Origin of the sequence: Bacteroides sp. D2, assembly GCF_025147085.1 — a bacterium.
Taxonomy (GTDB): Bacteria; Bacteroidota; Bacteroidia; order Bacteroidales; family Bacteroidaceae; genus Bacteroides.
Window position 1 is genome coordinate 2,135,323 of record NZ_CP102261.1, and the last position, 13,932, is coordinate 2,149,254.

Genomic DNA, 13,932 nt, shown 5'->3' on the forward strand with positions numbered 1-13,932 from the left:
CTTATTTATTAAAGTAAAATCTATCATGTTCTTTTTTCTCTGAATAATACATTATGTCGTTGATACGAATAATATAGTCTTTCTTACGGTTCAACCATTTCATTTTTACGTGGTGTCTTCCTTCTTTCATGAGGTATTTCCAGGCTGGTTCTACTTTCCGATCCGTGTTTTTCATGGGTAATGCTGCTACATGATCCAGTTCTCCATCTATCCATATTTCAACTTTAGCAACATAGGGATCATTAGGCTCTGCTAATCCAAAGACCTCGGAACCGATGTGGCGTGTAGATACACGATTGATGTAATCTGGAGTAATACTTCTTGTGCAGCATATATTTCCCCAGATAACAAATCCATTGCCATTGAAATCGAATTCGAACGTATCTGTCAGGAAACAGTCTTTGCGCTCCCTGTAAAGTGGGTAGGTATTTTCAAAGTTTTGTTCTAGAGGAAGGACGTCTGCTTTTCTGATTGGAATTTCTACTTCTCCACTAGATACAGTACCACCTGTTTTGACTATAAGCTGTTTGGCTTGTTCAAAACTCATGTTGTAGGCTTTAGCTAGGGACATATCGGTTCCTTCAAATGTGAACTCTTCTACTTCTTTCAGGGGATTCAGCCAGAATGAGGGGATGTTGTCATAGCCATACATGACCCCGAGTACACCGCTAACTGTAGATGGGTTACAGTCAGAGTCTTGTCCACAGCGTGCTGCAATATCGATGGAATTAGTAAAATCTCCTTGACCATAAAGCATAGCTAATGCCACGAAAGCGGAATTGAGCTTGGCGTCAATGTTAAAGTTAAGAAATACACCTTTCGGACATCCTACATCACAGTTCCATTTTTCTTGTAGAAAGTACCAACAATCTTTCCAGTTGTCCGGATGCAAAGAATGGAAATTGATTACATCCTGAATACATTGATGGAATGTGCTTTCTTTAGGAATGACAGAGATTGCGGTCCTTAGAATTGCTTCAGGGCTCTGTTCATAGAAAGCAGAACTGTAGAGAGCTGCTACGAAAGCACCACCACAAAAACCGTCACCACTATTCATGATGTGGCCTACTCTTGAAGCGATATCCAATGCCTCCGGTAGCATTGCTGGCGCCATCAGGCCGATAAAGTCCGCTTCAATTTGAAAGTCCAGATCGTCAGCATGCGGGTTATTCAACCAATGACCGGAAGCTGGTGGCATGATGCCCTGACGGATATTATATCTACCTGCTTGATTGGCATGAGCCAGGTGATAATCTGCGAATGCGAATCTTTTGGCAAGTTCTTCTTGTGAACAATCCAGACCGAGCTCATTGAACGCTTCAACAAATGTGCAATCATTATAAATATCGTCGAATAATCCGGGTTTCTTTTCCCACCAGTATTTTACGTAACCTTCCGCCCATGGGATTGGTTGGTAGTCTTGAATATAAGTTCCCGTGAACTTAAACTCTGTAGGTGCTCCGAAAACAACGCCAATGGTTTGTCCTGCCCATCCTCCTTTAATCTTATCTAAAAGTTCTTTATCAGATAATTTTAAAGTTTTTACAGGTTGGGCTTGTATGTTGAGAGCGAAAAGCCCTATAATACATATAGTAATTATTTTCTTCATTTTTCTCCTTCTTTATTTTTCATAAACTCCTAACTCGGTGATAGAGATGAATGATGATACATTTTTCGTGTATTTATGCCAGTGTTCCTGTACCTTGGTATCCATTAGTACACGTATTCCCTTGGTTTTGACTGCCGGAAATTCTAAAACATATTGTGCAAAGGGAGGCTGAAAAAATACAATATCAGTTTCAGGTAGTGTCGGAGTTGATTTGAATTTGCCTGTATCATACCAATGTCCGTCATTTCCAAGATACTGGATGCTTAGAGAAGTAAACCACCCTCCGAATTCCTCCAGGCAACCCATGTCCAAAACAACCATGTTGATAGTATGCTCCTCTTTCCAGCCATATCCGAAATAGTCTATTTTGGGCAGGTTGCTTTTGGCGGCCAATGAATAAAATACAGAGCCTACGCCATCTTTAACCCCATCGTTAATTACTTCCACATTGGTTGCGTACATCGGTTTTCCAAAAGTAATCCAACAAGAATCGAGAACTTCCTCGTTCAGTTTACGGATATTAGCGTAAATAGTGTCGGCTTTGGAGGCAATATTCTTAGTTTTTACCAATAACTCAAAGTCTTTAGTGATTGCGTTTTTGTTATTGGCACTTAACTGAAGGGTAATCGGGAATTTGCCAGCTTCTGTAGGAGTTCCTGCCAATTTACCATTCTGGAATGTAACCCCTGCCGGAAGTTTACCCTTTATCAAGTCCCATTTGAAATTAGCATTTGTCCTGCAGGCAAATGAATAATCCGTAGGCTGTCCGATTTCCAAATCCGGGTTCGGACCGACACAGAATTCCAAAGGAGGGATGAATTGTGCTTTTGGATTCACATATACCATGTCACCTTTTACTTTTCCTCCTTTTGCGCAAACTAGTTCGATTGCCTTGTTATAGGTCCGTTCAATCATGTCTTCAATAGAAGCGTCAGGCATATCAAATCGGGTGATGTTGATATATCGGTCGTTGAACGGCTTTTCCCATCCTTCGATAGGTTTAGTCAGGCTTTCGGGAAGTGACTTTGCACCGTACATTACTCCCAGAAGTCCGGAAATGGTAGCTGCTTGATTATCGCAGTCAAATCCCATTGCGCAACTTAAATCCAATGTTCGTTGGAAATCTCCTTCACCGTACAGCATAGCCAGAATTCCGCATAGTCCGTTCAGGTTAGCATTCCAGATTGTTTTTGTCATAGCCGGTTCATCTATGTAATATTTCTTGGCCATGATTTGACGTGCTTTTACCCAATCTTTAGGATATTTGTCATATAAGGCAATCATTTCTTTTACAGCTATTGCATATCTGTCATCAGCTGGCAGTTCTTTAAGGGCTCGTGTAATGAGCTTGCGGATATCTTTGCAGAAAAACGCATCAGCGTACATTGCACCATATAGGACAGTGGGAGATACAGCCCACGAATCACTTGTGATACGGGCTGCCCAGTCACTTTTTCCTGCAGCATACGAGATCATGCCTGGTGCTGTATACGCCCATATTTCATTAATCAATTGAGGATCGATTTGATACCAATGAGGATTCAGATTTTCGTCACCGGTGAACGGAGGGGTGAATCCAAGATGCATTAATCCGAGTGCTGCCCTATTAGCCAACCATACACGATCTCGGATATGATACATCCATCCTTCACGCATATTGGCATAAGTGGGTTCTACTCCATATTTCTCCATTAATAGTAAATAAATGTACTCAACATCAGTGTCATCATCAGAAAATGCACCGTTATATTTCTGCAACTTATCTATGTTCTTAGTGTAACCGAATGGAAATCTGGATTCGGGAGCGGGTTCATCTACAAATTTATTTTCAAAAGGAAGTCCATATATATTTCCTACCATTTGTCCGATCCAAGCTCCGGCTATTTTGTCTTTTAACTCTGCTTTTGAGATTTTCTGTGCAGAGATAAATAAGATGTTGGTAATTAATACAAGTAAAAAGATGATTGGTTTTTTCATATTTATCAGGATATTATGGTTAATAATCTTTGTTTTGAGATAATTTGGGGTTTGCATTTAGAATATCCGTAGGAATTGGGAATACATTTCTAAAAGTTTCTGAACTTTGGTCAGGATGCGCCCAATATTTCTTCAGATATTTTCCGAAACGTATCATGTCTTCATGGCGCCATCCTTCCCATGCCAATTCTCTGCCTCGTTCTGCATAAAGTTCATCAATCGTTAGCTCACTTGTGGTATATGCGTCGAGACCGGCTCTTGTACGAATCTTCTTGAAGTCTGCCAGTTGGATAGCCTCACTTGTCCTGTTTTGTCGTACCAAAGCCTCTACGTACATTAATACAACATCAGCATAACGGAAGATGGCAAAGTCGTTGTCCATACTAACTGTATATTCTTTTAAAGAGCCATCAGTCTGGTAATGCCATTTCCAGCAACGAGCACCGTCGTATGTCCCCCGTCCTCCGTTGCTATTGTAATATTTTTCTTCGGGGAATACTGGGGTATATTCGAAACCAAGATCCTTTCCGCTTAAGTCCACTTGAGGGCCGTATAACCAGCTTTGGCTTCTGCGGATGTCTTGTTCATCGTATGTTTGGAAAAAGTCCGGTTGGCAGAGAAAACCTGACCATGGAGCTGCCGGAATATTAAATGTTGCTTGTGAGGCAGCTTCCAGTGTCAACGTATGCAGATAAAATGAGTTACTGTCACCGCTAGTATATACTCTGTCATAAAGGATTACGAAGATATTTTCTTTAGAATCTTCGTTTTTAATGTCAAAGTTAGTAGAATAGGAGTCTTCAATGCTGTAAGCGCCTATATCTATAATATCTTTGCAGGCTTTTTCTGCTTTATCATACATTGGAGTGCCAAACCATGCTTCTGCATTTAGATACATTTTCGCAAGAATGCAATAGGCTGCAGCTTGTGTAGCCCGTCCATAATTAGTATCTGAAGGCTCTCTATCCAGAAACTCTATATTGTCATTAATTTCTTTTTCCAGATAGTTGAAAATATATTCTCTACTTTTTTGTTCCGGGTATCCGGTTTCTGTGTAGTCAGTTGTAAAAGGTACGTTTCCCCAGCAAGAAATGGCTTGATAATAGTAGAAAGCACGTAATATCTTCATTTCAGCTATAATCTTCTCTTTTCCTTCAAATTGGATAGGTGATAGTTCCGTTTCGTAAATAATTTCATTACATGCGGCAATACCATTAAATATCCAGTTCCAACCTCTTGTCAATAATTTATTTGCAGGTGGAATTTTATTCGTCTGGATTTCTTCATAACGTCCATTACTATACCAAGAACCACCACAAGCGGGAACGGCACATTCATCAGAAGCTTGTAAAAGTAATGTCCATAAACTTTGTTCGGAATTGTATCCTTGTAATTTCGTATATGCTCTACCTGCATTGGCTACTAACTCTTTTTCATTTTTAAAGAAGTCATTCATAGCTACTCCCGTGTAGACTGTTTCACCCAGATCGGTGCATCCGTATGATAATATACAGATAACGAAACTTAATATTATATTTGTCTTTTTCATGGTAATCTTTGTTTTTAGAATACTATATTAATTCCAAAAGTAAATTCGGTTGTACGTGGATAATAGCTTAAACTTTCCATGCCAGGTTCCAGTCCGGAAAGGGCAACTTCCGGGTCGACACCAGAATAACCGGTGATGCAAAATACATTCTGTGCAGTAAGAGACAGTCTTAGTCTTTTTATCATTTTGGATGTGAAATCCCAAGTATATCCAAAGGTAACATTATCCAGTTTTAAATAAGAAGCATCCTCTATATATTTGGAGGAATATTTATAGGTCGTACTTGTGAAATTCGTTTGAGATAACCAGTTAGATGAGATATTTCTAAGTCCGATGCTGCTTAGATTTTCATATTCCATCGCATAGTTGTTCAGAATTTCTCCGCCGATAGATGCACGTAGTGAGAAGCTCAAGTCGAATTTCTTATATCTGAAGGTATTACTCCAGCTAAGAGTGGCATCCGGATAAGCACAGCCAATTTTTTCCCATTGTTCTTCCGGTACGGAACCGTCCGCATTTTGTCCTAACAATACGTCTTTTCCATCTGTATCAGTTCCTAACCATATAGGGCCGTAGAAAGTACCCAATGACTGTCCTTCTATCAGACGTTGAGTGTAGCAGGCAGCACTTGTAGACCATCCCACCTTGTACGTTCCGTTAGTAAACTCGTCATTAGTGAATTTCACCAATTTGTTTTTATTGTGTGAAACGGTCAGTGAGGTATTCCATGTAAAGTCTCTAGTGTTAAAAGGTGTACCGGATATTGTTAATTCAACTCCTTCGTTAGTTACTTTTCCAACATTCGTAAACAGGGTATTATACACATAAGGAGGAGTCGGTACGATGTAGTCATACAACAAGTTAGAAGTAGTCCGTTTGTAATAATCGAAAGTGAATGAAAGGCGGTTATCAAACATTGTCATATCAACACCAACGTTGAACTCTGCTTTTTTCTCCCATTTTAGATCTGGATTTGCATTACTTGCAGGTTGATAAGTATTAATCCATTGGCCATTGTAATAGAATTTACCGGCTGTAGTCATCATCATCAAAGATTTGTAGTTTGAGAAATCTTGGTTACCGGTAACTCCGTATCCGGCTCTCAATTTTAAATCATCGATCCATTTGACATTCGAGAGGAATTTCTCTTTATTTATACGCCAACCTACGCTGACAGCCGGGAACCATCCCCACTTATTATTGTCACCGAAACGGCTGGAACCATCACGACGTAGTGAAGCTGACAAAAGATATTTATCATCGTAGTTGTACATAAAACGTCCGAAGAATCCGATATATGTATTATCTTCTTTATTGGATGACATACTGGCTTTGCCTTCAGTAAGATTTGTTCCTGTCCCGATGTTATGAGTCTGGTTGTCATCGAAGTCGAAACCGGAATTTGTCATGGATGCAGATGTGCTGTAAGTATACTGGTATGTATATCCGAGTAATGCCTGAATGGAATGTTTTCCGAAAATATTCGAGTAATTTAAAGTAGACTCATATTGTGTATCGTTTTCCTGATAGTTTTCAATATAGGCTTGCCCGTTTGTTCCTATTAAACTAGGATAATAATGTGTGTAATATTCACGTGTTTCATATTGTTCTTTGTCGTATGAAACAAAATTCTCCCATTTTAATCCTTTTATAGGCAATATGTTTAGAGTAGCACGGATATTTGCACCATAATTATCATTCTTACTTTCCATGTTCCTTTCGTTAATGATCGCTACCGGATTATAATATTCCATTGCTTTGATACGGCTATATCCTCCGGCATCCGGATCGCTGTCGTCATAAACAGGCTCTGTTGGATTATGGGTAAATGCCTGCATAAAAGCACTTGTAGAGGAAGGACTGTATTTGCGATGAATGATATTCAGGTTATAATCCAAATCGACCCATTTATCTAATAATGACTGGCGAATATTGGTACGTGCCATTAGTTTTTCGGAGCTATTATGCTTTTGCAAGCCATCGCTCTTTTCATAATTGAAAGATGTGTGATGTGAGAACTTCTCGGAACCTCCGGATATAGACAAGTTGTGCTTATGGCTGAACGGAGTTTGCGTAATTTCTTTAAACCAATCGGTATCACTGTCAAAGATATAACTTTCCAATTCTGGGCGATACTCCTTGATAACAGATTTGTATTCGCTTGCCGATAAAGGTTTTGCTCTGCGTGAAACGACTCCCACGGTGAGTTGTCCATCATAAGAAACTTCCGTTTTGCCACTTCTTGCACGTTTAGTTGTGACGATGATTACTCCATTCGTACCTCTTGTTCCATAAATAGCAGCTGCCGAACCATCTTTTAATACGTCTATAGATTCCACTTCCTGGAAGTTGATATTTCTGATATCTGCACCTGCCACCCCATCAATAATAATTAATGGACCTTGGCCTGCGGAAAGTGTGTTTGTTCCGCGAAGTAATACTTCATATTTGGCTGTCGGATCAGCACCGTTCGGGTTGATAATTTGTAATCCTGCCACTTTTCCTTGCAACATTCCCATAGCATTGGTGAATGTTCCGGGATTGAGGTCATCTTTCTTCATGCTGGTAACCGATCCTGTAAGCTCTTTCTTTGTGGTAGAGCCGTAGCCGATTACTACAACGTCATTAAGCACTTTCGAGTCTTCGCGCAGGTGTATTACAAGCTGTGTCTGATTTCCTACTTGTTGTTCAACAGTTGCATAACCTACATAAGATATAACCAATACATCAGAAGGATTCGCTTTTACATTGAAGGATCCATCAACTCCTGTAATAGAACCATTTGTTGTGCCTTTGACTAGGACACTAGCACCGATAATAGGTTCATTTGCTTCATCGAGGACTGTACCTCTTATTGCCTTTTGGGCAATAACGTCATTGCTCATCAAAGAGAATACTATTAACAACATACTTGTCAATAGACCGTGGATTGAACATTGTTTTATCATAATAACAGAATTAAGGATGATTATTGTATTTCTTTTCTCAAAGGTATAGATACTTGTGCTCCCATTCTGGTAACAGAAATAGAAGAGGCTTTACTTGCAAATATAATTGCATCTTTTAGATTTTTGCCCTCAGACAGAGCTACGCACAGTCCGCCGCAGAATGTATCTCCGGCAGCGGTTGTGTCTACTGCTTCTACTTTGAAGGCTGGAATGTGGGTAAACTTGTTATTTTCATAAGCGAGAGCTCCTTTGGCTCCCATCGTAATAATGACAGTTTTTATGCCTTTCGAACTAATATAACGAATCGCTTCTTTTGCCGATTCATCATCTGTAATGTGCATTCCCGAGATGATTTCAGCCTCTGTGACATTAGGAATAAGAATGTCGACATTGGCTAATAAATCGTCAGGTAGTTGTTGAGTAGGGGCAGGGGCGGGATTTAATATAACGGTAATTCCATCTTTTTTCGCCATTTTGGCTGCATAAGTGACACTCTCGATTGGAGTTTCCAACTGCATAATGACGATGGATGCCTGTTTGATGGTAGATTCTGCACGTTGTATGTCGTCAACCGATAAAGTCCCGTTGGCTCCGGAAGCAACAACAATGCAGTTTTCCCCTTTTTTGTCGACATTGATAAGAGCTACTCCTGATGGTTCCTGCGGGGTAATTCCTACATAAGTAGTGTCGATTCCTTCTTTGTGAAACATTTCCAAGGTTTCATTTCCGAAAATGTCATTTCCTATTTTACATATGAAAGTGACATCTCCTCCTAGTCTTGCAGCAGCTACAGCTTGGTTAGCTCCTTTGCCACCATGATTCATTAAGAAGTTTCCTCCCAGAATTGTTTCTCCTGGTTTTGGTAGACGGTCTGATTTGATAACCATATCCGTATTACTGCTACCTATCACTACGATTTTCTTCTTTGTGTCCATATAATGAGTATTAAGTATTAAGGCGAATTGAATCGCAAACGATGCGCAATCGTTTGCGCAAATATAGAAATTTTTTTCAAAACAAAATATTTTTCTTGCTTTTTTCTCAAATAAAATGTTATTTTTGCAAAAAACAACCAGTAATGAAGAAAACTCTGATTGATGTATCAAAGAAAACTGGGTACTCTATCTCTACGATTTCCAGAGTGTTAAATGGGAAATCAGAGAAATATAGGATCAGCCAGTCTGCTAAGGAGGTTATTTTGCAGTCCGTTAAAGAATTGGACTATCAGCCTGATATAGTTGCGCAAAGTTTGCGCAACAACACGACATATACTATAGGCCTTCTTGTACCGCACATAGATAATCCTTTTTTTGCCAATATAGCAAGTGTTGTCATCCGTGAAGCACAACGTTATAATTATACTGTTATGCTTATTGATACCCTGGAAGATCCTGTTCAGGAAAATAAGGCTATCGATTCGCTTCTATCGCGTAAGATAGACGGAATTATTTTGGTTCCAACCGGTGAAAACCCTTCTAAACTCGAGGAGATTAGTGCTAAAACTCCGATTGTGCTGATTGACCGCTATTTTGAGAAGCATAATTTGCCATACGTAGCTACTGATAATTATGTAGGGGCTTATCAGGCAACAAAATTATTATTAGAATCGGGGCATAGTAAGATTCTCTGTATTCAGGGACCAAGTATCTCTATAACAACTAAAGAACGTGTGCGCGGGTATGTTGATGCGCTTCGCGAAGCTGGTTATCAGGATAACGCAATGATAAGAGGAAATGAGTTCTCGATTCAGAATGGTTATATTGAGACTAAGTTGGCTCTGAACTCTACTACAAAACCTACTGCTATATTTGCGTTAAGTAGTACAATTCTTTTGGGAGCCGTCAAAGCATTAAATGAGCATAAAGTGAGAATTCCTCAAGATATGTCTATCATTTCGTTTGATGATAACTTATATCTGGACTATCTAAATCCTCCTATAACTCGTATTGCACAATCACTGGAGAATATTGGCATTATTGCTGTAAAAATGTTGATGCAGAAGATTTTGGAAGAAACTGAACTACATTCGGAGATTCTTTTGAAACCTAATATTATAAAACGGGATTCGATAAAGGTGTTAACTGATAGAAAGTAGTATTTTAGATAATAGAAAAAATCGGGCTTGAACAATGTCAAACCCGATTTTTTACATATTAATACCGTTTCTTATGCTGCCGGATCCGGTGCTTCTCCGCTACCACCTCCTTCTCCTTTATCGTCTCCCTTTCCATCATCAGGCGTGGGAGAACTGTTGGTTTTAGAACTATCCAATTTCTGGATACTTATTGATTTTATCATGCCTTTAAACATGCTTCCAGGAGTGAAAATTATTTTACGGTTCTTTAGGGCGTCCGTAGTCACTCCTTTTTCATCATCCTGACTTTTGCATCCGAATGAAGGACGAAATGTTCCGAATTCTCCAAGGCTTACCGAAGCCCCGATTTCCATATAGGTTATCAGCGAATCTATCAATCCGTCGAGTACTGATTTTACAGTACCGCGTGGAACGAACCCTACTTTTGTTACCTGGTCACATAGCATTTTAAAATCAACAGTAACCGCGTTGAATGGTCTTGCTACATATTTTTCAGCTTTTTCCTTATCAAAGCCAAAGGTTGTTTTCTTGACTACATATTTCAGTGCCATAATTTTTAATAGTTTTAATCGTTAGTAAATCTAGTTATTATTTTGTGATCACGTTGCAAAGATATGGTATCGGAATTTGCTGTGCAAGCGATTTTGAAGAAGTGCGTTAATAAAATAATTAATATTGAGACAATAGACTGTTATATAGCTGCTTATACGTTTCTTAATATTTACATCATCGCAGCCGCATCTATAAATAGATACTTTTTGCTTGTTTTTTCTAAAAGGCTTAATATAAGATCAATGATAGGTTAGGGCTGCGGTTCATTTTTCATTATTCTGCAACAGCATTGATTGAAAATTGGAATCGTGTGATAGGTAAGCAGAGTATGGTCTTGGCTTCGTCAATGCACCACCCTAAACCATCCTATTTTCCATCGGTTAGTGTTATTGAATAAATATCTCACCTGAATAGTTCATTATAAAAGAATAATGCTTACCTTTAGCAACAATAAAACAGAACTAACACGAGGTTACCCCCCCCCGAAATTTAATAATATGAGAAAGATTATTATAGTAAGTGCTATATCAATGGTCATTTTTTCCTGTTGTATCGGTGTTTCTTCTAATACTGATAAAGATAAGAAATATCTATATATAGAAGCGACAGGAACTAATTCTCATGGTGATTATAGTGCTAAGATAGACACCCTTGAAATAATGGAGAAGAACGATTCACTGGCATATTTGAAAGCTTTTGAAGAATTATGTGTATCACAACGGGCGAGTGCTTTAGTAGTTGAAATAATGAAGGAAAAAATGGGAGATCGTTTTGATGAGTATGAGGAGGTTCATGATTTCCGATTATTGAATGAGAAATTAGAGGAAGTGGACCGGACTATAGTTCCCGATAGCGTCTTGGCAGAAATAGCCCAGAGCATTTTCTCATTAAAATTGGAAAAATAGTTACCTGGCACTTTATCATTATTAGTTAAGAGTTAATTATCCTGATATTATTAACATATAGACATTATGAAATACGACGTTTTTATATCTTATTCCAGTAAAGACAGTGGGGTTGCATTTGATGTATGTGCCATGTTAGAAGCAGCCGGTCTAACTTGTTGGATTGCTCCCAGGAATGTATATGGTGGTAAGTCATATGCACGGGAAATAATTGAAGCGATAACCGAATCACAGATCGTGCTTTTTATCTTTTCGAGTTATTCTAACTGCTCTTCCCATGTAGAAAGTGAAATAGATATAGCTTTCAACCAGGAGAAAGTTATCATTCCTTTTAGGATAGAGGAAGTAAAGATGTCTCCGGAACTTACTTACTATATTAATAAGAAACATCATATTGATGGAATCCCAGAGCCAGCTCTATCATTCGATATTTTAAAAGAAAGTGTGTTGAATAATATTCCCCGGCTTCAAAAGGAACTGGATAAAGAAAGAGCTTATAAATTGTTGAGAGAAGATTTAGGTGATTTTGATATTGAATTTTTAAAAAGTGTCTTGCAGAATAGTAGAAACAATAGAGCTGATCCAAGAAATGTTAATTGTGAAGATAATGTGGCCGAGAACGAATTTAATATATTGCAAAATGCCGCAGGAGAACTATGTCTTTTAATCAGATCCCGGAATGGAAGACCTAGAAAACCATGTTTTATTTGCGATAATTCAAACTTTACTATATTATTCCGGAATAATTCGTCTGCTGTATTTTTAGAAGATATTAATCCTGTAGCTGTTGAAGCTCTCAATAAAGTGAATCAGATGTTGGTCGTGGAACTTAATAATGACGAAGTAGTTAGAGAATATGTTGTACCGATAGTTCTGATTGAGGGATTAACATCATATTTGCAAGATGATGCTATATATGATAAAGATAGCGGTATTCAGGGAACTTTAGACCGTGTATTGAGTCACAAGCAGCAAACATTGTTAAGGAAGCTGTACTGTAACTGGAGAGAGAATTAAAAAGTATAACTAACAATGGAATAAAATTAGGAGAGTAGGCTGCTGCTTTATTTATTACTCAAGAAAAAGTATTTTTCTACCCGAAGGTACCAAAGGTAGCAACGTGGATTGTAGGCTTACCTTCTTCCGCGACAAGGGCGACAAACAACTTGCCGACAAACAGGTTACCGAACTCGCCACCAAAGACAGAACGCCTCTTATCAAAGGCTTCTCCGTAAGAAACTGTCAGATGATAGTTCAGTTCTATAATGAATATAGTCAACAACTTACAAATACGCAACAACCTGTTTTGCATTTGCAGTTAGTTTTCATGACATTGTCGGTTAAACAACTAAGCTGGTCACACAATGTTATTCTGATGCAAAAGGCAAAAGACCTCAAGGCCCGGTATTGGTATATGATACAGTGCCTCAAAACAGTTGGGACGTACCTTCTCACCGCCAGCCCGTTATCTAGCAGTATATCTGCAATCCCTTGACTGTAGACGACGATCACCCCGTCCGTTTCCGCTTTCACCGGAGCGTCACGAACTCACGTTCCTTTTATCCGTTTTTTCTTTTTCTTTCGTTCATCCATCGCTTTCCACAGGTTGCCCGGCATATCGCCCAGATATTTCTTGCAGAATCCGTTGAAGTGCTGTACAGTTAACGACATCTCCGACACAGTCTTCAGAAAATGGCTCAAACAGTACGATGAGGGCGGTCTTGAAGCTTTGGTACGTGCTGACGCAGAGATAAAGGATGTACTTCCTGAGGGTATTGACCGCACGGAGGAATTCTATAAACGAGAAATCTTACGCTTGTGTATAGAGAATGAACGTCTAAAAAAAATTATGCGGTGCGGACGAACGAGGTTGGGCAAACGGAGTATGTTTGTTTAAAAACGAAGAATTCAAAATAGTCGACATGCTGTCAAGAGATTTTGCAATAACGGATATTTGCGCCATGATGGGCGTAAGCCGTGCAGGTTACTATAAATGGAAGCGTCGTGATCCCTCTACGCGTGACCTTAATAGGGAAACGATGGTGGAGTTCGTTGAGCAGATGCACTCGGAACATTCTACCCATGGATACCGTTGGGTGGTAGCTTTCATACGTAATGAGCTTCGAGCCACCGTTAGTGACAACTTTGTCTACAAGTGTTTTCGTTATCTTGGTATTCAGTCGGAAACACGTCCTTGTTTTGCCATAGGCTATGATACTCCAGTGAACTATCATCTGATTTCATGAAGGGTGTAAATACTTGAAGAACTTTCATATTGGAACAGACTATCCTATTTT

General features: G+C 39.1%; 12 protein-coding genes and 1 pseudogene. 5 read left to right on the top strand and 8 right to left on the bottom strand.

The window, feature by feature from the left end; genetic code table 11:
- Position 1: 1 nt before the first annotated feature.
- The 5 genes from NQ505_RS07190 to rbsK are packed head-to-tail and all read right to left on the bottom strand — an operon-like array spanning position 2 to position 9,018.
- Entirely contained in the window at positions 2-1,609 is a 1,608-nt protein-coding gene (locus tag NQ505_RS07190) for an ADP-ribosylglycohydrolase family protein (RefSeq protein WP_009000998.1), read from the bottom strand.
- A gap of 12 nt (positions 1,610-1,621) precedes the next feature.
- Complete coding sequence (locus tag NQ505_RS07195; protein WP_009000997.1) at positions 1,622-3,586, bottom strand: ADP-ribosylglycohydrolase family protein; 1,965 nt, start codon at positions 3,584-3,586, stop codon at positions 1,622-1,624.
- Between the two features lie 19 nt (positions 3,587-3,605).
- Positions 3,606-5,135 (bottom strand): RagB/SusD family nutrient uptake outer membrane protein, encoded by a 1,530-nt coding sequence (locus NQ505_RS07200; RefSeq protein ID WP_009000996.1) that lies wholly within the window; start codon positions 5,133-5,135, stop codon positions 3,606-3,608.
- Positions 5,136-5,149: 14 nt separating this feature from the next.
- Entirely contained in the window at positions 5,150-8,083 is a 2,934-nt protein-coding gene (locus NQ505_RS07205) for a SusC/RagA family TonB-linked outer membrane protein (protein WP_009000995.1), read from the bottom strand.
- Positions 8,084-8,103: 20 nt separating this feature from the next.
- Complete coding sequence (gene rbsK, locus NQ505_RS07210; RefSeq protein WP_009000994.1) at positions 8,104-9,018, bottom strand: ribokinase; 915 nt, start codon at positions 9,016-9,018, stop codon at positions 8,104-8,106.
- A gap of 143 nt (positions 9,019-9,161) precedes the next feature.
- Here rbsK and NQ505_RS07215 point away from each other — a divergent pair, with 143 nt between their 5' ends.
- Positions 9,162-10,178: a LacI family DNA-binding transcriptional regulator gene (locus NQ505_RS07215; protein ID WP_009000993.1), complete on the top strand. Its 1,017-nt coding sequence runs from the start codon at positions 9,162-9,164 to the stop codon at positions 10,176-10,178.
- Between the two features lie 71 nt (positions 10,179-10,249).
- On the opposite strand, the gene NQ505_RS07220 is transcribed toward NQ505_RS07215, so the two are convergent.
- Complete coding sequence (locus NQ505_RS07220) at positions 10,250-10,729, bottom strand: DsbA family protein (protein WP_009000992.1); 480 nt, start codon at positions 10,727-10,729, stop codon at positions 10,250-10,252.
- 498 nt (positions 10,730-11,227) lie between these two features.
- Between NQ505_RS07220 and NQ505_RS07225 the strand changes: the two genes are divergently transcribed.
- Together NQ505_RS07225 and NQ505_RS07230 are read left to right on the top strand one after the other, a co-directional pair.
- Positions 11,228-11,635, top strand: coding sequence for a hypothetical protein (locus tag NQ505_RS07225; protein ID WP_008770576.1), 408 nt, complete (start codon positions 11,228-11,230; stop codon positions 11,633-11,635).
- Between the two features lie 66 nt (positions 11,636-11,701).
- Positions 11,702-12,652, top strand: coding sequence for a toll/interleukin-1 receptor domain-containing protein (locus tag NQ505_RS07230; RefSeq protein ID WP_004317470.1), 951 nt, complete (start codon positions 11,702-11,704; stop codon positions 12,650-12,652).
- Positions 12,653-12,728: 76 nt separating this feature from the next.
- On the opposite strand, the gene NQ505_RS07235 is transcribed toward NQ505_RS07230, so the two are convergent.
- Positions 12,729-12,947, bottom strand: coding sequence for a hypothetical protein (locus tag NQ505_RS07235; RefSeq protein ID WP_009000991.1), 219 nt, complete (start codon positions 12,945-12,947; stop codon positions 12,729-12,731).
- Here NQ505_RS07235 and NQ505_RS07240 point away from each other — a divergent pair.
- A pseudogene (locus tag NQ505_RS07240) lies at positions 12,855-13,130 on the top strand (DUF1016 N-terminal domain-containing protein); the annotation flags it as partial. The gene NQ505_RS07235 and the pseudogene NQ505_RS07240 sit on opposite strands and share 93 nt — an antisense overlap.
- 53 nt (positions 13,131-13,183) lie before the next feature.
- On the opposite strand, the gene NQ505_RS07245 reads toward NQ505_RS07240, so the two are convergent.
- Positions 13,184-13,306 (bottom strand): hypothetical protein, encoded by a 123-nt coding sequence (locus NQ505_RS07245; RefSeq protein WP_255344333.1) that lies wholly within the window; start codon positions 13,304-13,306, stop codon positions 13,184-13,186.
- A 251-nt stretch (positions 13,307-13,557) separates the two neighbouring features.
- On the opposite strand from NQ505_RS07245, the gene NQ505_RS07250 reads away from it, so the two are divergent.
- Positions 13,558-13,881 carry a hypothetical protein gene (locus NQ505_RS07250; protein WP_229128454.1) on the top strand — a complete coding sequence of 108 codons (324 nt, stop codon included), beginning with the start codon at positions 13,558-13,560 and terminating at the stop codon, positions 13,879-13,881.
- The last annotated feature ends 51 nt before the right edge of the window (positions 13,882-13,932 follow it).

Coding starts and splice junctions, on each gene's coding strand:
- NQ505_RS07190 (WP_009000998.1), bottom strand. CDS start 1,609: ATGAAGAAAATAATTACTATATGTATTATAGGGCTTTTCGCTCTCAAC.
- NQ505_RS07195 (WP_009000997.1), bottom strand. CDS start 3,586: ATGAAAAAACCAATCATCTTTTTACTTGTATTAATTACCAACATCTTA.
- NQ505_RS07200 (WP_009000996.1), bottom strand. CDS start 5,135: ATGAAAAAGACAAATATAATATTAAGTTTCGTTATCTGTATATTATCA.
- NQ505_RS07205 (WP_009000995.1), bottom strand. CDS start 8,083: ATGATAAAACAATGTTCAATCCACGGTCTATTGACAAGTATGTTGTTA.
- rbsK (WP_009000994.1), bottom strand. CDS start 9,018: ATGGACACAAAGAAGAAAATCGTAGTGATAGGTAGCAGTAATACGGAT.
- NQ505_RS07215 (WP_009000993.1), top strand. CDS start 9,162: ATGAAGAAAACTCTGATTGATGTATCAAAGAAAACTGGGTACTCTATC.
- NQ505_RS07220 (WP_009000992.1), bottom strand. CDS start 10,729: ATGGCACTGAAATATGTAGTCAAGAAAACAACCTTTGGCTTTGATAAG.
- NQ505_RS07225 (WP_008770576.1), top strand. CDS start 11,228: ATGAGAAAGATTATTATAGTAAGTGCTATATCAATGGTCATTTTTTCC.
- NQ505_RS07230 (WP_004317470.1), top strand. CDS start 11,702: ATGAAATACGACGTTTTTATATCTTATTCCAGTAAAGACAGTGGGGTT.
- NQ505_RS07235 (WP_009000991.1), bottom strand. CDS start 12,947: ATGCAAAACAGGTTGTTGCGTATTTGTAAGTTGTTGACTATATTCATT.
- NQ505_RS07245 (WP_255344333.1), bottom strand. CDS start 13,306: ATGTCGTTAACTGTACAGCACTTCAACGGATTCTGCAAGAAATATCTG.
- NQ505_RS07250 (WP_229128454.1), top strand. CDS start 13,558: ATGCTGTCAAGAGATTTTGCAATAACGGATATTTGCGCCATGATGGGC.